We start from the raw sequence: 17,611 nt of genomic DNA, 5'->3' as shown, positions 1-17,611 counted from the left end.
CTGCTGCAGTGGGCGGTTAAGTCTTCTTTATTTTACCATAAAACAGAACGTATATTCTTATTCCTAACTTTAAAATGTACATAAAAGATATCAATCAATAAATTTCAGAAAATTAGGTGCATACCCCTTGCTTAAAATGATATAAAAGTGATATCATTTTTATATCAGGAGGCGATCATATGAAAGAAAAACAAGTATTTTATGTAAATGGTTTTCTCGGTATTATTGGAATTTTGATTTTAGCTGCTATCGGTGTATTTTTCCTTGCACAAGAAATTTTCGTAGGAGCAGCACTAACTATTATATTAGCGGCAATTCTCGCTACAGGTATCGGTATTGTTCAACCGAATCAAGCGAAAGTTATTACGTTCTTTGGTAATTATTTAGGAACAATTCGTCAAAATGGTTTATTTTTAACAATTCCATTCGCATTCCGTCAAACTGTCTCGTTACGTGTTGAAAACTTTAATAGTAAGAAATTAAAAGTAAACGATGTTGAGGGAAATCCGATTGAAATTGCAGCTGTTATTGTATATAAAGTAGTTGATTCTGCAAAAGCAATGTTCGGTGTTGAACATTACGATCGATTTGTAGAAATTCAAAGTGAAACAGCAATCCGCCACGTCGCAACAAAATATCCTTATGACAATTTCCAAGATGAAACTTGCATTACGTTACGCGGGAATACTGAAGAAATCTCTGAAGAATTAAAGCGTGAGTTAGAAGCGCGCCTTGAAATCGCAGGCGTAGAAGTATTAGAAACTCGTTTAACACATTTAGCTTATGCAACAGAAATTGCCCATGCGATGCTACAACGTCAACAAGCAAAAGCGGTATTAGCTGCTAGAAAAGAGATTGTTGAAGGTGCTGTGAAGATGGCGAAGGATTCAATCCATATGTTAGATGAGGAAGGCGTACTTGAATTAGATGACGAGCGTAAAGCGAATATGGTAAACAACCTATTAGTTGCCATCGTTTCAGATAAAGGTGCGCAACCAGTTATTAACACAGGAAGCCTATACTAAGGGCTATAAGTAATTATGGCTAAAAAGAAAAGCTTTCCATTACGTATTGATCCTGAATTACACGCAGTCATCGAAAAATGGGCAAATGATGAGTTTCGTAGCGTCAATGCACACATCGAGTATTTACTTCGAGAAATGGCAAAGCAAAAAGGAAAATTGAAGAAAGATAAAGATGCATGAACAAACAGCCCACTGAATTTTCAGCGGGCTGTTTTTATACAAAGCAAGTTATCAATAAACTTGCTTAACGCTGCTGTTCTCACACTATCTTTCCGATAAATAAAATAAGTCGGAATAAACCTGTTTTCATGTACTAACAGTGTATGAATAAGTTCTTTATGGCTATCAAATTGCTCTGCTACTTCACGTGGTAACATAGACACCCCAAGTCCAGCTTTTACGCATCCAATAATACCGTCTAAAGAATTTAATTCCATTATTTTTTTTGGAACAATCCCTTCAGATAGTAACCATTCTTCTAAAACTTTTCTATAAAAACAACCTGATTGAAAAACGATAAAAGACTGCGATTCCGAATATCCGTTATCCCACAAAACATTCCGCTTTGAAAGTAACATCATTTCCTCTTGGAATACTTCTATCTTTTCTAAAGCTGGATCAGCTATACAATCAGCTACAAATGCCCCCTCTATTTCATATAAGAGTACCTTCTTCGTTAATTCTTCCGTATTGTGCGTTTGCAACATAATTTCCACTTCTGGATAGCGCATATGATAATTAGCTAAAATCGTGGGCAATCTAACAGCTGCTGCTGTTTCCATCGCTCCAATTTTCAATACTCCTCCAGGCTCCGCTGTATGTTTCACTTGCCTTTTTGATTCATTTAATAATTGAATCATTTTTTCAGCGTATGTTAACAACTTTTCTCCGGCTGGTGTTAATGTAACTCCATCTCGATGCCTATAAAATAATTGTGTTTCATATTCAGCTTCTAGCCGTTTTATTTTTGCTGTTATGTTTGATTGAACAAAATTCAACCGAATAGCTGCTCTTGAAATACTTTTCTCCTGCGCGACCATATAAAAAGCTACAAAATCTTGTAAGTTCATTCGTTCATATCCCTTCGTTCATATCATTAATTTTGATATTACATATAAAAAATCAGTATTTTACGCCCCATATATATTCCTCTATCATATATATTAGAAGATATTTCAAGAAGGGAGATTATATGAAAGAAACAAAAACATGGAAAATGATTATAGCTGGGATATGTTCTTTAATAGCTGTCATGGGTATTAGTCGGTTCGCCTACACACCGATTATTTCTTTTATGGAAAAGCAAGCCCATATAGAAGATGACCTCGCTGGATATTTAGCGTCCAGTAATTATCTTGGTTATTTACTTGGGGCATTCTTTATTGGATTCATGACGATAAAAAATCGTGAAAAAATATTACACCACTGTTTATTCTTCAATGTTCTTTCAACTCTTTGTATGGGCTTAACCTCTTATATCTTTTTATGGTTTCCCCTTCGCTTTATCGGTGGTTTCACAAGTGCAATTGTATTTGTTCTTGCCTATAGTATTGTTTTAGATTATTTATTTCAAAGTAATAAAGTCATGCTAGGTGGCATGATTTATAGCGGTGTTGGAATTGGCATTATTTTCTCTGGAAGTTTCGCACCTTTATTCAACTCAATTTGGAATTGGCAAGGTGCATGGATTGGGTTAGGACTTATTAGTTTTAGTTTAGCTATCCTTGTATGGAAATGGTTAAGAGAGGACAGTAGACATACTATACAGCAACCAAAAAGTACTATACAAGCTACATCTTATAGAAAAAACGATTTATTTTGGCTTATTTTAGCTTACGGATTCGAAGGATTTGGCTATATCATTACAGGGACCTTCCTTGTCACCATTGTAGAAAGAATTACACTATCACCCTTCTATGCATCTTGTAGCTGGATTATTGTCGGTATTGCTGTCATCCCATCTAGTTACCTTTGGTCCACTGTTGCTCGGAAGTACGGACCAACACGAGCTCTTATATCCGCCTATATGTTCCAAATTATAAGTGTACTTTCTCCACTCCTTATTCCAAACCTTTTTGGGGCATTTCTAAGTGCATTCCTTCTAGGTGCTACATTCGTCGGAATTACAATTTTAACAACTACAGAAGCAAAACGAATAAGACCGAATGAAAGTAATAAAATCATTGGTTATACGACAGGTGTTTATGGGATTGGCCAAATTATCGGTCCAATCTTTACAGGTATTATTGCGGAGAAAATGCAAAGTTTTTCCCTCCCACTCCTTGTCGCTGCTCTTACGTTAATCATCTCAATACTACTATTATTAATTGGAGAAATAAGATGCAAGCAGGTAGAGAAAAAGTGTATATAGATACAAATAGTTTATAATCTCTTGAAAAGATTCAACCTACTATACTCTATTTCCTATAAAAAAAGAAGCTAACATATGTTAGCTTCGCGTAATCTCATGCCCAATCGCACGATATCCTATATCACTACGATAAAATAAGCCATCGCTCTCAATCTTTGCGATTTCTTTGTACACTCTATCTTTCGCTTCTTGTAAGTCTTTCGCTTTATAAGCAATAAATAGTACACGGCCACCATTTGTTACAAAATCCCCATGCTTCATCGCTGTACCTGAATGAAAGACAATAGCATCTTCTAAACGATCTAATCCTGTAATAATTTCACCTTTTTTATACGCTTCTGGATATCCTTTTGAAGCAAGTACAACACCAATTACTGCTTCCTCTGACCACTCTAACACTAACTCACTTTCATCTAATACAGCATTACATACATCAACTAAATCGTTTTCTAAGCGAGGTAATACAACTTCTGTTTCAGGATCACCAAAGCGTGCATTAAATTCAATTACCTTTGGACCATCATTTGTTAAAATAAGCCCTGCATATAAAATCCCTGTAAATGATCGATTTTCTTGGATCATTGCTTGAGCAGTTGGATGTAATACGGTTTGAATCGCTTCTTGGACTGCTGATTCTGGAATTTGTGGTACTGGAGAATATGCACCCATTCCGCCTGTATTTGGGCCTTTATCAGCATCAAACGCTCGTTTATGGTCCTGAGCGATTACCATCGGATGTACAGTTGTTCCATTTACAAATGCCATTAATGAAAATTCTTGTCCATCTAAAAACTCTTCAATAACAACCTTCTTACTTGCCGCGCCGAACTTCACATCTTGTAGCATTTCTTTCACAGCCTGTAATGCCTCTTCAAGCGTCATTGCTACCGTTACCCCTTTACCAGCAGCTAATCCGTCAGCTTTAATAACGATTGGTGCACCAACTTTTTGAATATACTGTACTGCTTCTTCATAATCGGTAAAAGTTTCGTACGCCGCAGTTGGAATATCATACTTTTTCATAAGCTCTTTTGTAAAAGCTTTACTACCTTCAATAACAGCAGCCGCTTTAGTCGGACCAAATACGCGAAGTCCCTCTTCTTTAAAACGATCAACAATTCCATTCATAAGTGGAATTTCTGGTCCAACGAAAGTTAACTCAATATTATTCTCTTTGGCAAATAAAACTAATGCATCAAAATCATTTTCATCAATATCAACTGGTATTGCAACATCTCGCATACCTTCATTACCTGGTGCTACATATACCTTTTTCACTTTTGCAGATTGTGCAAACTTCCAAACTAAAGCATGCTCACGCCCACCGCGGCCAATTACTAAAACATTCATATTTCATCCCCCAATAATTAAATAAGTACAAACTAGAAGCTATGCTCCTAGTTTGCTTTTTCATATCAATAAAAGGTTATCTTGACCGGACTTTTTAAACATCCATCTCAATAAAGGTTTAAAAAGGAGGATCAAGAGCACCGAGCAGGTCTAGGCGCATTTGCCAGGAGGACACGGAGTGTAGCTTTCCTACATGAGTACCGCACTGGCGATGCAACGACGACATGCGAAGGTTATCTTGACCGGACTTTTTAAACATCCTCTATTAGTGTTTGAAATGACGTACGCCAGTGAACACCATAGCAATCCCATACGTATCTGCCACTTTAATAGAATCTTCATCACGGATCGATCCGCCTGGTTGAATGATTGCTGTAATTCCCGCTTTTGCTGCTTCTTCTAATGTATCTGGCATTGGGAAGAAAGCATCAGATGCAAGTGCGCTACCTTGTGCTTTTTCACCAGCTTGTGTAATCGCGATTTTTGCAGAGCCTACACGGTTCATCTGTCCCGCACCGACACCAATTGTCATGTCATCTTTCGCTAAAACAATTGCATTTGATTTCACATGTTTTACAACTTTCCAAGCTAGTTTTAAATCTTTCCATTCTTGCTCTGAAGGTTCACGTTTCGTTGGAATTGAAATTGTACTTTCATCTAATGATAACGTATCTTCCTCTTGAACGAGAAGTCCGCCTTGTACAGAAGTTAGTTTTTTGCTTGCACTTGTCGCTTTTTCAATATTTATAGTTAATAAACGTAAGTTCTTCTTACTTTGCAACACTTCTAAAGCTTCTTGCGAGAACGAAGGTGCGATAACAATTTCTAAGAAAATTTCATGTAACTTTTCTGCTGTAGCTTTATCAATTTCACGATTTGCTGCAATAATACCGCCGAAGATTGATACTGGATCTGCTTCATAAGCACGAGTATATGCTTCGTGAATATTAGTTCCTACTCCAACACCACATGGATTCATATGTTTTACTGCTACTACTGCTGGTTCTGTAAATTCTTTTACGATGCTAAGCGCTGCGTCTGCATCATTAATATTGTTATACGATAATTCTTTACCGTGTAATTGTTCTGCGTATGCAACAGAAGAAGTTGCTGCGAATGGCGCTTTATAGAAAGTTGCTTTTTGATGTGGGTTCTCGCCATAACGTAAGTCTTGCTTTTTCTCAAATGTCACAGCTAATGTTTCTGGACTTTCTTCACCCATTTGCTCTGTTAAGTAGTTAGAAATTAACGCATCATACGCTGCTGTATGACGGAATACTTTCGCTGCTAGTTTACGTTTCGTTTCCTCTGCTACTTCACCGTTCTCTTTCAGTTCTGCTAACACAATATCATAATCTACTGGATCTACAATTACAGATACGAATTTATGATTTTTCGCAGCAGAGCGAATCATTGTCGGGCCACCGATATCAATATTTTCAATTGCATCAGCAAATGTTACATCAGGCTTAGCGATTGTTTCTTTAAATGGGTATAAGTTAACAACAACAAAATCAATTGCTTGAATACCTAATTCATTCATTTGCGCTACATGTGTTTCATTATCACGAACTGCTAATAGACCACCATGAATATTTGGATGTAAAGTTTTCACACGACCATCCATAATTTCAGGGAAACCAGTTACTTCAGAAATACCAATTACTTGTAAGCCGTTTTCTTCTAGTAACTTTTTCGTACCACCTGTTGAAATAACTTCAATCCCTTGCTCTAGTAACCCTTTAACAAATTCTACTACTCCTGTTTTATCTGAAACACTTACTAATGCACGCTTTTTCATTTATCCTTCACCCCTGGTTGTATGTTAGTTAACAGTTGTTTCTTTCACAGACTGAACAATTTGATTCACTGTATTTACGTATAATTTATGTTCAACTTGCTGAATTTTCTTTTGTAAGCTTTCTCTCGTATCCCCTTCAGAAACAACCACTGCTTCTTGCGCAATAATTGGTCCTGTATCCATACCTGCATCTACATAATGAATTGTTACTCCAGTTACTTTCACACCTGCTTCTAACGCTTGACCGACAGCATCTTTACCCGGAAAGCTCGGTAGTAATGATGGATGAATATTAATAATCTTTCCGCCGTATGCTTCTAGTAACGTCGGCCCGATTAAACGCATATATCCAGCTAAAATAATATAATCAACTTCATATTCTTCTAGCTTCTTTAATATCTCTTTTTCAAACGCTTCTTTGGACTCATATGCTTTCGCTGAAAAAGCGAAACACGGAATATGATGATAATTTGCCCGTCCAACAGCGCGTGCTTCTGGTTTATCACATACTAATAAACTAATTTTTGCATCCAATCTTTTTTCTTCTACCGCATTAACGAGAGATTGAAAGTTAGATCCGCTTCCAGAAGCAAAAACTGCTAATCTACTCATAGTGCTGTGCCCCCATTAAAAGTAACGCCAGCTCCTTGTATAGTACGTCCAATAATACGAGCCGTTTCTCCTTGCTCTTCAAGAAGACGAACAACATCTTTTGCATCTTCTTCCTTCACTGCTACTACCATACCAATACCCATGTTAAAAATATTGAACATTTCTTTCTCTTCCAGTTTCCCAACTTCTTGAAGCAAATGGAAGATCGGCTGAATTTTCCAAGATCCTAGTTCAATCTCAGCACCAATTCCTTCTGGCAACATACGTGGGATATTTTCAATAAATCCGCCCCCTGTAATATGCGCCATACCGTATACTTCATGCTTCTTCAATAGTTCTAAAATAGGTTTGACATAAATTTTCGTTGGTTTTAATAATTCTTCACCAAGAGGTAGTTCTAACCGTCCATAAATACGCTCTAAAGATAGTTCTCCATCTTCTAGTAACACTTTTCGTACTAAAGAGTAACCATTGCTATGAATACCGCTAGATGCTAAGCCAATTAGCACGTGACCAGCTTCAATCTTTTCACCTGTTACAATTTTCTTTTTATCAACAATCCCAACTGTAAAACCAGCTAAATCATATTCTTCCGTAGAATACATTCCTGGCATTTCAGCTGTTTCTCCACCGATTAATGCACAACCAGCTTGGCGACAGCCCTCTGATATACCTTTGACGATGTTTTCAATTTTACTAGGTTCAGCTTTACCACAAGCAATATAATCAAGGAAGAAAAGCGGCTCTGCTCCTTGGACAACAATATCATTTACACACATTGCTACTGCATCAATACCAATTGTGTCATGTTTATCTGCCATAAAAGCGAGCATCAATTTTGTTCCCACGCCATCTGTTCCAGATACTAATACAGGTTCTTCTAATGCAAATTTTGATAGATCAAACATACCTCCAAAACCGCCTAAACCGCCTAGTACTTCTTTTCTCATAGTTGTTTGTACGTGTTTTTTCATGCGAGATACCGCTTCATATCCAGCTTCAATATCTACTCCTGCTTGCTTATATGCATTCGCCATCGTTATTTACACCTCGTCTTTTAATTTCTCCCCATCCAGGGCGGGCCGTTTTAAGAAAAAAGCTAGCTTCTACAGCAAAAGAAGTAGAAGCTTTTTTCACTTTTCTTATTTCATACTTTCTAAAAGCTCTTGCTCATAATCATAAAGAGCTGTTGGATAGTCCCCATTAAAGTAAGCCATGCATAGGCCGCCATATTTCCCTTCATATGGACGTCCAATTGCATCTACTAATCCATCTTCGCTTAAAAATGTTAAAGAATCTGCTCCGATCATTTCGCGGATTTCTTCTACTGTATTATTTGCTGCAATTAATTCTTTTCTCGTTTGAATATCAATACCATAGAAACATGGATATTTCAGAGGTGGTGAAGCAATTCTTACATGAACTTCTGTCGCTCCAGCCTCACGAAGCATACGAACAATTCGTTTACTTGTCGTTCCTCTTACGATAGAATCATCAATCATAACAACTCGTTTCCCCTCAACCACACCTCTTACTGCGGAAAGCTTCATCTTAACCCCTTGCTCACGCAGTTCTTGAGAAGGCTGGATAAAAGTACGTCCAACGTAACGATTTTTAATTAATCCTAATTCATACGGAATGCCTGTTGCCTCCGCATAGCCAATCGCAGCTGAAATACTAGAGTCTGGTACACCAGTAACAACATCCGCTTCAATAGGAGCTTCCGCTGCTAAACGTTTTCCCATATTTTTACGCGCTGCATGAACGTTAACACCAGCAATATTAGAATCTGGTCGTGCAAAGTAAATATATTCCATACTACAAATCGCATGTTCTACATCGTTTGTGAAACGATCTACGTGAATTCCTTCATCATTAATGATAAGTAATTCACCAGGTTCTACATCGCGAATGTATGTTGCACCTACTACATCAAAAGCACATGTTTCAGATGCTACAACGTAAGCATCCCCCATCTTTCCAATTGAAAGCGGACGGAATCCATTTGGATCTAACGCAACGATCATTTCATTTCCAGTTAGTAAAAGATACGCAAACGCACCTTTCACTTTATTCAGAGCCTCTTTTACACTTTCAATTAAAGAGTCTTTCGTACTACGTTTAATAAGATGTAAAAGTACTTCTGTATCTGAACTAGTTTGAAAAATACTTCCCTCTGCTTCTAATTCACGACGAAGCATTTTTGCGTTAATTAAATTTCCGTTATGAGCTAACGCCATACTATGATCGGAAAAACGGAACAACAATGGTTGAACGTTAGCAACTTCACTTCCACCAGCTGTTGCATATCGTACATGCCCGATTGCTGATTTTCCATTTAATCCTTCTAACTCACCTCTTGAAAACACTTCTGATATTAAACCTAACCCCTTGTGACCGACGATTTTTTCTCCATTATTTACGACAATGCCTGCGCCTTCTTGCCCACGGTGCTGTAAACTGTGCAATCCGTAGTATGAAACTTGTGCTGCATTTTCATGCCCCCAAATTCCGAAAACGCCACATTCTTCGTTTAACCCCTTTATTTCAGCAAGCATGGGATTGCCCCTTTCCAAGCCTTTCTCATTTCATCTACATTTGCTGTAAGTAATACTTCATTTTCTTCATTATGAATTGTTACTTCATTTGTACTTGTTACTTCTCCAACTTGGATTGCTTCTACCGTTTTCTCAAACGCCTCTTTATTTTCACGTTTTACAGTTATCACGAAGCGAGACTGTGATTCAGCGAATAATGCTGCTGTTGCTTCTCCATCTAATTTCACAGTAGCACCTAAGCCGTTAGCACCAATTGCACTTTCTGAAATTGCAACTGCTAAACCACCCTCAGCAACATCATGTGCAGATTGAACAAGACCAGCTTGAATTGCTTCTAATACTTGTTTTTGGCGTTTTAATTCTACATCTAGATCGATACTTGGTGATTGACCGAAAATTTTTCCGTGAATCATTTTCTGTAATTCACTTCCGCCAAACTCAGCTTTCGTCTCACCGATTATATAAACTAAATCACCAGCTTGCTTAAACTCTTGTGTTGTTACATGTTTTAAGTCATGTACAAGTCCGACCATCCCAACAGTTGGTGTTGGATATACAGCTTCGCCACTACGTTCGTTATACATCGATACATTTCCGCCGATAACTGGTGTTTGTAATGTGCGACAAGCTTCACTCATACCGTCTACTGATTTCTCAATTTGCCAGAAGATTTCTGGTTTTTCTGGGTTACCGAAGTTTAAGCAATCTGTAATTGCAAGTGGCTCACCGCCAGAGCATACGATATTACGCGCTGCCTCTGCTACTGCAATTTTACCGCCCATTTCTGGATCTAGATAAATGTAGCGAGAATTACAATCTGTCGTCATTGCTAATCCTTTTTCTGTACCGCGTACACGTACAACTGCTGCATCTGAACCTGGTGTAACAACTGTGCTTGTACGAACTTGGTAATCGTATTGATCGTATACCCACTCTTTACTTGCAATTGTTGGTTGCTGTAATAGAGCGAATAACGCTTCTTTATAATTTTCTACTTTTGGCGTTTCCATTTTCATTGCTTGGAATTCAGCAAAGTATGCTGCTTCTTTTGATGGTTTATGATAAATTGGTGCTTCTTCTGCTAAAGCATCTGCTGGAACTTCAGCTACCTTTTCACCTTTATGGAATAAACGAAGCATTTTATCTTCCGTTACTTTCCCCATCGTAACCGCTGCAAGACCATACTTCTCAAATAAATCTACTATTTCTTGTTCTCTACCTTTTTTCACAACAATTAACATACGCTCTTGTGATTCAGATAGCATCATTTCATATGGTGTCATTCCTGTTTCACGCTGTGGTACATCATCTAAGTACATTTCAATACCCATTCCTGCTTTACTTGCCATTTCTGCAGATGATGATGTTAAACCAGCCGCACCCATATCTTGAATTCCAACAAGTGCATCAGATTGAATTAATTCTAAACACGCTTCAATAAGAAGTTTTTCCATAAATGGATCCCCTACTTGAACCGCTGGACGTTTCGCTTCTGAGCTTTCAGATAGTTCTTCCGACGCGAATGTTGCACCGTGAATACCGTCACGACCAGTTGATGCTCCTACGTACATTACTGTGTTACCAGCACCGTGCGCTTGCCCTTTTTTAATGTCTTCGTGGTTAATCAAACCTACGCACATTGCATTTACAAGTGGATTTCCTTCATAACATGGATCAAATTGTACTTCGCCGCCAACAGTCGGAATACCGATGCAGTTACCGTATCCTGCAATTCCTGCTACTACTTCTTCGAATAAATATTTCACACGTGGTGACTGTAATTCACCGAAACGAAGTGAGTTTAATAGAGCTACCGGACGTGCTCCCATAGAGAATACATCACGAATAATACCACCAACACCTGTTGCTGCTCCTTGATATGGTTCAATAGCTGAAGGATGGTTATGACTTTCCATTTTAAATACAACTGCTTGATTATCACCGATATCTACAATTCCAGCGCCTTCTCCAGGTCCTTGCAGAACGCGCTCACCTGTCGTTGGAAACTTACGAAGAACTGGTTTTGAATTTTTATAACTACAATGTTCAGACCACATTACAGAGAACAATCCTGTTTCTGTATAATTTGGCAGACGACCTAAAATCTTTTCAACCATGGCAAACTCTTCGTCTGTTAGCCCCATTTCCGCATATATACGCTCTTCTTTAATTTGTGTTGGATTTGGTTCAAGCATTAACGACATATGTTTCCCTCCACTGTTTTAAGATAGATTGAAAGACTTTTAACCCTTCAGCACCGCCAAGTAATTCATCTACAGCACGCTCTGGATGTGGCATCATACCAAGTACATTTCCTTTTTCGTTTACAATACCAGCAATATCTGAAACGCTACCGTTAGGATTTTCTACGTAACGGAATGCGATTTGATTATTCTCTTCTAATCTTTTAAGAGTCTCTTCGTCACAATAGTAATTCCCCTCACCATGAGCGATTGGAATATTGATTACTTCATTTTTTTCATATTGTGATGTAAACATTGTTTCATTATTTTCAACACGCAACTGAACAGTATGACACATAAATTTTAAGTTTTCGTTTCTCATTAATGCTCCTGGTAGTAATCCTGATTCAACAAGAATCTGGAATCCATTACATACACCTAAAATCGGCTTTCCTTGCTCAGCAGCTTTTTGTACTGCTTTCATTGCATTAGCAAAGCGAGAAATAGCACCGCAGCGTAAGTAGTCACCGTAAGAGAATCCACCTGGTAGTAAAATTGCATCATATTCATCTAAATTCTCTGTATCGTGCCAAACGTAATCTACTTCTTCGCCAAGCTCATCTTTAATTGCATGGAACATATCGACATCACAGTTCGAACCTGGAAATACTATTACGGCAAATTTCACTGTGCGACAACCTCCTCAACTTCATAACGGAAGTCTTCCATTACAACGTTCGCTAATAGTTTTTCACACATTTCTTTTACCTTGCTATCTAAGTCAGATACAGATTTATCAATTGTTAGTTCCATGTACTTTCCGATTCGAACGTCTTGTACTTCTGTGAATGAAAGACTATGAAGAGCTCCTTTTACCGCTGTTCCTTGTGGATCTAATACGCTTTCTCTTAATGTTACATATACCTTAACTTTATACATGTGAAATTCCCCCTAAACGTTTTAAAATCTCTTCATAAGCATCTGTTAAATTTCCAAGATCGCGACGGAATACGTCTTTATCAAACTTCTCATTGCTCGTTTCATCCCATAAACGGCAAGTATCTGGTGAAATTTCATCCGCTAATATGATTTCTCCCTCTTCCGTTACACCAAACTCTAATTTGAAATCTACTAATCTTACACGACAGCTTGCGAAATGATCAATCAACACTTGATTGATTTGTAAAGCCATATCTCGTAATACGCTTACTTGCTCTGGCGATGCAACGTTTAATACACGAATATGATCTTCCGTTACAAGCGGATCTCCTAAATTATCATCTTTGAAGTAAAATTCTACGATTGGTTCTGCAAGTACAGTTCCCTCTTCCATTCCTAATCGTTTTGAAAGACTTCCTGCAATTACATTTCTTGTGACAACTTCTAAAGGAATAATACTCACTTTTTTAACAAGTTGTTCTGTTTCAGATAACTTCTCAACAAAATGTGTTTTAATTCCTACTTCTTGTAACTTTCTGAACAATAAAGTTGTAATCTCATTGTTCAAACGACCTTTTCCTGTAATCGTCTCTTTTTTCTCCCCATTGAAAGCAGTCGCACTATCTTTGTACTCTACCCAAACCATATCTGCTGATTCTGTACGATAAATTCTTTTTGCCTTACCTTCATACAGCAATTCTAGCTTTTGCATTTCGCAAGCCCCCTGTAGTTTGAAAAATGTGAATAATGTTTTTATAAAGAATGGCACAGAATGACTCTATTCTGTGCCATATGAAATTTTACGCTTCGTTTAATCCAAGGCGTTCAAAGATTGTATCAACGTGTTGCATATGATGCTCATAGTTGAAGCATTCATTAATTTCTTCTTGTGTTAACTTGCTTGTAATGCGCTCATCAGCTTCTACAAGCTCTTTAAATTGTACTTGTGTTTCCCAAGCTTCCATCGCTTTAGGCTGTACGATATCATAAGCTTCTTCACGTACCATACCTTTGTCGATTAGTGTAAGCATTACGCGCTGAGAATAAATTAAGCCGTATGTTCTTGTCATATTGCGTTTCATATTCTCTGGGTATACAGTTAAGTTTTTAACGATATTACCAAAGCGATTTAACATGTAATTTAATGCGATTGTAGCATCTGGTAAAATTACGCGTTCTGCTGAAGAGTGAGAAATGTCACGCTCATGCCACAATGGAACATTCTCATAAGCTGTCATCATATAACCGCGGATAACACGAGCTAAACCAGTCATATTTTCAGATCCAATTGGATTACGCTTATGTGGCATTGCAGAAGAACCTTTTTGGCCTTTTGCGAAAGCTTCTTCAACTTCACGTGTTTCACTCTTTTGTAAGCCACGAATCTCAACTGCCATCTTTTCGATAGATGTTGCGATTAATGCAAGTGTTGACATGTAGTGTGCGTGACGATCACGTTGCAATGTTTGTGTTGAAATTGGTGCTGCTTCTAATCCTAGATTTTCACAAACATATTTTTCTACGAATGGATCGATATTTGCATATGTACCAACCGCACCAGATAGTTTACCAACACGAACTGTATCAGCAGCTTGTTTGAAACGTTCTACGTTACGTTTCATCTCTTCATACCAAAGACCAAGTTTTAAACCGAATGTTGTTGGTTCTGCATGAACACCGTGTGTTCTTCCCATCATGATTGTGTATTTATGCTCTTTCGCTTTGTTAGCTAAAATGCTTACAAAGTTCTCTAAGTCTTTTAATATAATTTCATTCGCTTGTTTTAAGATGTAAGATAATGCTGTATCTACTACATCTGTAGATGTTAAACCGTAATGAACCCATTTACGTTCTTCGCCTAGTGCTGGCGTTTCTGATACAGCACGAGTGAATGCAACTACGTCATGACGTGTTTCTTTTTCAATTTCATAAATACGATCAATATCAAATGATGCATGTTCACGAATTTTTTTAACATCTTCTTTTGGAATATCGCCAAGCTCAGCCCATGCTTCACAAGCTAAAATCTCAACTTCTAACCACGCTTTAAATTTGTTCTCTTCCGTCCAAATCGCACCCATTTCAGGGCGTGTATAACGACTAATCATCTTTTTCCCTCCAACAGTTGTTCTTGATGGTCCCAAATATGCAAACTCTTCGCTTTTTCTAGAGCGACTTCAATATTATCATTTAAAATATTAACATGCCCCATTTTTCGCTGTGCTTTTGCTTCTTCTTTTCCATACAAGTGTAAATAGCACCCGGTTAATCTATTCACTTGTCTTAGGACCCCTTCTATATGTTCGCCTAAAATGTTTACCATGACAACTGGTTTTAACAAATTTGTTTCTCCTAGAGGTAAATTACAGATTGCTCGAATATGTTGACCAAATTGGCTCGTTTCACATGCATCCTGTGTATAGTGTCCTGAATTGTGAGGTCTTGGTGCTAATTCATTAATGTAAATCTCACCATTAGCTGTAACAAACATCTCTACAGCTAGTGTTCCCACAAGTTTTAATTCATCCGCAAGTACCTTTGCATAAGCAATTGCTTTTTGAGAAAGCTCTTCTGTAATACGAGCTGGAACGATAGATTCATGCAAAATGTTATTTACATGAATATTTTCCGCTACCGGAAATACTTTCGTTTCACCACTTACACTACGAATCACAATAACGGATACTTCTTTTTCAAAAGGCACCCATTTCTCTAAAATACACTCTGCTTTATCCACAAGATCTCTTGCTGTCTCAACATCAGCCTCACTTCTTAAAACAACTTGCCCTTTCCCATCATATCCACCTGTCGTCGTTTTTAAGACGGAAGGGAATGATAACTCAGCAATTGCTTCTGTAAGCTGATCTTGATTTTGAACTAATCTATACGTTGCTACTGGTAACCCAGCCTTCTCAATTGCATTCTTTTCTGTAAAACGATTTTGCGTTTTATTTAACAACTGACTACCTTGTGGCAAGTAAGCATGTTTTTCAAGCCATTGTAAACATCTATAATCAATATTCTCAAATTCATATGTGACAACATCACTTATCTCTGCTAAATGCTGAATTGCCTTTAAATCGTCATACGGTGCAACAATTTCAATATCAGCAACTTGTGCACATGGTGAATGCTTTGTAGGATCTAAAACAGCAATTTTATATCCCATCTCCTTGGCTGCCAATGCCATCATTCTTCCTAGCTGGCCGCCTCCAATAATGCCGATTGTTTTTCCAGGTAAAATGATTCTCGTCATACTAGCTCACTACCTTCACGCACATCTTTTTCAATCGCTTCTCGTCTCAATTCTAATGCATCATGTATATCATCATGGAATGATCCAAGTATTTGTGCAGCAAGTAATCCAGCATTCGTTGAACCGGCTTTACCAATTGTAACAGTTGCAACTGGAACACCTCCTGGCATTTGGACGATGGATAATAATGAATCTAAGCCGTTTAATGCTTTTGATTGAACTGGAACTCCAATTACAGGAAGATTTGTCTTCGCTGCAACCATTCCTGGTAAATGTGCTGCTCCACCAGCTCCAGCAATAATAACTTTCAATCCACGTTCACGAGCCGTCTCTGCATATTCAAACATATAATCCGGAGTCCGATGAGCGGATACAACTTTTTTCTCATACGGTATATTTAATTCATCTAAAATGTCACAAGCATATTTCATTGTTTCCCAGTCTGATGTACTTCCCATTATGACTCCAACTAGTGATTTCATATTAGAATCCCCCCGATTCAAATAAAAAAAGCCTGAAATAGAACAGTTTCTCTTTTACTATGAGAGAAAGCGCTCTACTCAGGCATACGTATCCCTTGTGAATAGAAAAATACCGAGTGACTTTCCCTCATAGTCTAACGAATAACGGTCGTTAGGTAGAGACTTGCAGGCCATATCCCCGCGATTATATGAGGTCTTATATTATTGTTTCTATGGCTATATTAACAATATTTCATAAACGATGTCAATAAATAATCGAATGTTTTTTTATTAGTAGTCAATAACGTTCGTGTTTTAGTTATATTCAAAAGAAGAATTGCAACTATATGCAAGAAGAAAAGGGAATTAGAATATATATTTCTAGAGATCTATTTACTTATAATCGTTTATATAGTACTTCAGTATGTTTTAAATCACAATATGTACAATCTTGTATTCTACACATCAATAGAACTTTTATTATAACGATTTAATTTCTAAGGAGGATAAACGTGAAAGAAAGAACTACGCTATTATCCTATTCATTTTTTCTATCCCAGTAATTGTTGTAATTATTGAATACTTATTTATAGCATCTCATTATTTAAAATATATACTTATGATAGAAATAATGTGTCCTATTTTAAGTATTGCTTTAGCGGTATTAGGAAAATCCGGAACACAAAAAATCATTGCTATTATTTTAAACAGTCTCTATTTCATTCTTTTTTCGTCTTTAGCGTTATTAAATTTATGGATTATAACATTCGATAAATAAAAATAAACACAAAAAAACCTAAGTCGAAACGACTTAGGTTTTTGCTTGGCGACGTCCTACTCTCACAGGGACAAGGTCCCAACTACCATCGGCGCTAGAGAGCTTAACTTCCGTGTTCGGTATGGGAACGGGTGTGACCTCTCTGCCATCATCACCAAACTATGAAGGTATATTCCTTCAAAACTAGATAACATTTGCTACATATTATATGGTTAAGTCCTCGATCTATTAGTATTCGTCAGCTCCACATGTCACCATGCTTCCACCTCGAACCTAT

The 17,611-nt window shown here is 37.5% G+C and carries 16 protein-coding genes, 1 rRNA gene, 1 pseudogene and 1 riboswitch; of the genes and pseudogenes, 4 read left to right on the top strand and 14 right to left on the bottom strand.

Translation table 11 applies throughout. From position 1 onward, the window contains the following. Nucleotides 1-179: 179 nt before the first annotated feature. Both ACQRBL_RS01380 and ACQRBL_RS01375 read left to right on the top strand, forming a co-directional pair. Nucleotides 180-1,025: an SPFH domain-containing protein gene (locus ACQRBL_RS01380; RefSeq protein WP_000660675.1), complete on the top strand. Its 846-nt coding sequence runs from the start codon at nt 180-182 to the stop codon at nt 1,023-1,025. Nucleotides 1,026-1,040: 15 nt separating this feature from the next. Next, the gene (locus ACQRBL_RS01375) at nt 1,041-1,205 is read left to right on the top strand and encodes a toxin-antitoxin system HicB family antitoxin (RefSeq protein ID WP_001085171.1); all 165 of its coding nucleotides are present in this window, start codon (nt 1,041-1,043) and stop codon (nt 1,203-1,205) included. Between the two features lie 20 nt (nt 1,206-1,225). Here ACQRBL_RS01375 and ACQRBL_RS01370 read toward each other — a convergent pair whose 3' ends face one another. After that, nucleotides 1,226-2,095: a LysR family transcriptional regulator gene (locus tag ACQRBL_RS01370; protein WP_411996400.1), complete on the bottom strand. Its 870-nt coding sequence runs from the start codon at nt 2,093-2,095 to the stop codon at nt 1,226-1,228. 122 nt (nt 2,096-2,217) lie between these two features. On the opposite strand from ACQRBL_RS01370, the gene ACQRBL_RS01365 reads away from it, so the two are divergent. After that, nucleotides 2,218-3,396 (top strand): YbfB/YjiJ family MFS transporter, encoded by a 1,179-nt coding sequence (locus ACQRBL_RS01365; RefSeq protein WP_411996399.1) that lies wholly within the window; start codon nt 2,218-2,220, stop codon nt 3,394-3,396. Nucleotides 3,397-3,474: 78 nt separating this feature from the next. Here ACQRBL_RS01365 and purD read toward each other — a convergent pair whose 3' ends face one another. From purD to purE, 12 genes are all read right to left on the bottom strand, one after another. Further along, on the bottom strand, nt 3,475-4,746 hold the full coding sequence (purD, locus tag ACQRBL_RS01360; protein ID WP_411996398.1) for a phosphoribosylamine--glycine ligase: 1,272 nt from the start codon (nt 4,744-4,746) through the stop codon (nt 3,475-3,477). A gap of 265 nt (nt 4,747-5,011) precedes the next feature. Continuing rightward, nucleotides 5,012-6,547, bottom strand: coding sequence for a bifunctional phosphoribosylaminoimidazolecarboxamide formyltransferase/IMP cyclohydrolase (gene purH, locus ACQRBL_RS01355; protein WP_411996397.1), 1,536 nt, complete (start codon nt 6,545-6,547; stop codon nt 5,012-5,014). 24 nt (nt 6,548-6,571) lie between these two features. Beyond that, nucleotides 6,572-7,159, bottom strand: a complete 588-nt coding sequence (gene purN / locus ACQRBL_RS01350; protein ID WP_411996396.1) for a phosphoribosylglycinamide formyltransferase — start codon at nt 7,157-7,159, stop codon at nt 6,572-6,574. Beyond that, nucleotides 7,156-8,196 carry a phosphoribosylformylglycinamidine cyclo-ligase gene (purM, locus tag ACQRBL_RS01345; RefSeq protein ID WP_001262441.1) on the bottom strand — a complete coding sequence of 347 codons (1,041 nt, stop codon included), beginning with the start codon at nt 8,194-8,196 and terminating at the stop codon, nt 7,156-7,158. Before purM ends, purN begins: the two co-directional genes overlap by 4 nt. Nucleotides 8,197-8,301: 105 nt before the next feature. Beyond that, complete coding sequence (purF, locus tag ACQRBL_RS01340) at nt 8,302-9,717, bottom strand: amidophosphoribosyltransferase (protein ID WP_000879026.1); 1,416 nt, start codon at nt 9,715-9,717, stop codon at nt 8,302-8,304. Next, a complete protein-coding gene (gene purL / locus ACQRBL_RS01335) occupies nt 9,702-11,921 on the bottom strand; it encodes a phosphoribosylformylglycinamidine synthase II (protein WP_071731346.1) in 2,220 nt (739 codons plus the stop codon). The genes purF and purL overlap by 16 nt, the downstream gene beginning before the upstream one ends. Further along, nucleotides 11,905-12,588, bottom strand: coding sequence for a phosphoribosylformylglycinamidine synthase subunit PurQ (gene purQ, locus ACQRBL_RS01330; protein ID WP_411996395.1), 684 nt, complete (start codon nt 12,586-12,588; stop codon nt 11,905-11,907). Before purQ ends, purL begins: the two co-directional genes overlap by 17 nt. Next, a complete protein-coding gene (purS, locus tag ACQRBL_RS01325) occupies nt 12,585-12,839 on the bottom strand; it encodes a phosphoribosylformylglycinamidine synthase subunit PurS (RefSeq protein WP_000278823.1) in 255 nt (84 codons plus the stop codon). The genes purQ and purS overlap by 4 nt, the downstream gene beginning before the upstream one ends. Continuing rightward, entirely contained in the window at nt 12,832-13,551 is a 720-nt protein-coding gene (gene purC / locus ACQRBL_RS01320) for a phosphoribosylaminoimidazolesuccinocarboxamide synthase (RefSeq protein ID WP_001170549.1), read from the bottom strand. Before purC ends, purS begins: the two co-directional genes overlap by 8 nt. An 88-nt stretch (nt 13,552-13,639) precedes the next feature. Continuing rightward, entirely contained in the window at nt 13,640-14,947 is a 1,308-nt protein-coding gene (gene purB / locus ACQRBL_RS01315; RefSeq protein WP_000625682.1) for an adenylosuccinate lyase, read from the bottom strand. Beyond that, nucleotides 14,944-16,095: a 5-(carboxyamino)imidazole ribonucleotide synthase gene (gene purK, locus ACQRBL_RS01310; protein ID WP_023520905.1), complete on the bottom strand. Its 1,152-nt coding sequence runs from the start codon at nt 16,093-16,095 to the stop codon at nt 14,944-14,946. The genes purB and purK overlap by 4 nt, the downstream gene beginning before the upstream one ends. Continuing rightward, nucleotides 16,092-16,577, bottom strand: a complete 486-nt coding sequence (gene purE / locus ACQRBL_RS01305; RefSeq protein WP_411996394.1) for a 5-(carboxyamino)imidazole ribonucleotide mutase — start codon at nt 16,575-16,577, stop codon at nt 16,092-16,094. Before purE ends, purK begins: the two co-directional genes overlap by 4 nt. A gap of 110 nt (nt 16,578-16,687) precedes the next feature. Further along, nucleotides 16,688-16,789, bottom strand: a riboswitch (purine riboswitch). 279 nt (nt 16,790-17,068) lie between these two features. Between purE and ACQRBL_RS01300 the strand changes: the two are divergent. Beyond that, a pseudogene (locus tag ACQRBL_RS01300) lies at nt 17,069-17,334 on the top strand (hypothetical protein). Nucleotides 17,335-17,377: 43 nt separating this feature from the next. On the opposite strand, the gene rrf reads toward ACQRBL_RS01300, so the two are convergent. Then, a 5S ribosomal RNA gene (gene rrf, locus ACQRBL_RS01295) occupies nt 17,378-17,493 on the bottom strand. Between the last annotated feature and the right edge of the window lie 118 nt (nt 17,494-17,611).

The organism is Bacillus sp. AF62 (genome assembly GCF_050312695.1).
Classification (GTDB): Bacteria; Bacillota; Bacilli; order Bacillales; family Bacillaceae_G; genus Bacillus_A; species Bacillus_A cereus.
Note: the sequence above shows the minus strand (reverse complement) of the source record. Positions and strands in the feature narration are given on the sequence as shown.

What these genes read in the sequence shown, in the direction of transcription:
- purB (WP_000625682.1), bottom strand. Translation starts at nt 14,947, where the DNA reads ATGATTAGTCGTTATACACGCCCTGAAATGGGTGCGATTTGGACGGAA.
- ACQRBL_RS01370 (WP_411996400.1), bottom strand. Translation starts at nt 2,095, where the DNA reads ATGAACTTACAAGATTTTGTAGCTTTTTATATGGTCGCGCAGGAGAAA.
- purF (WP_000879026.1), bottom strand. Translation starts at nt 9,717, where the DNA reads ATGCTTGCTGAAATAAAGGGGTTAAACGAAGAATGTGGCGTTTTCGGA.
- purD (WP_411996398.1), bottom strand. Translation starts at nt 4,746, where the DNA reads ATGAATGTTTTAGTAATTGGCCGCGGTGGGCGTGAGCATGCTTTAGTT.
- purC (WP_001170549.1), bottom strand. Translation starts at nt 13,551, where the DNA reads ATGCAAAAGCTAGAATTGCTGTATGAAGGTAAGGCAAAAAGAATTTAT.
- ACQRBL_RS01375 (WP_001085171.1), top strand. Translation starts at nt 1,041, where the DNA reads ATGGCTAAAAAGAAAAGCTTTCCATTACGTATTGATCCTGAATTACAC.
- purK (WP_023520905.1), bottom strand. Translation starts at nt 16,095, where the DNA reads ATGACGAGAATCATTTTACCTGGAAAAACAATCGGCATTATTGGAGGC.
- purL (WP_071731346.1), bottom strand. Translation starts at nt 11,921, where the DNA reads ATGTCGTTAATGCTTGAACCAAATCCAACACAAATTAAAGAAGAGCGT.
- ACQRBL_RS01380 (WP_000660675.1), top strand. Translation starts at nt 180, where the DNA reads ATGAAAGAAAAACAAGTATTTTATGTAAATGGTTTTCTCGGTATTATT.
- purS (WP_000278823.1), bottom strand. Translation starts at nt 12,839, where the DNA reads ATGTATAAAGTTAAGGTATATGTAACATTAAGAGAAAGCGTATTAGAT.
- ACQRBL_RS01365 (WP_411996399.1), top strand. Translation starts at nt 2,218, where the DNA reads ATGAAAGAAACAAAAACATGGAAAATGATTATAGCTGGGATATGTTCT.
- purE (WP_411996394.1), bottom strand. Translation starts at nt 16,577, where the DNA reads ATGAAATCACTAGTTGGAGTCATAATGGGAAGTACATCAGACTGGGAA.
- purM (WP_001262441.1), bottom strand. Translation starts at nt 8,196, where the DNA reads ATGGCGAATGCATATAAGCAAGCAGGAGTAGATATTGAAGCTGGATAT.
- purH (WP_411996397.1), bottom strand. Translation starts at nt 6,547, where the DNA reads ATGAAAAAGCGTGCATTAGTAAGTGTTTCAGATAAAACAGGAGTAGTA.
- purN (WP_411996396.1), bottom strand. Translation starts at nt 7,159, where the DNA reads ATGAGTAGATTAGCAGTTTTTGCTTCTGGAAGCGGATCTAACTTTCAA.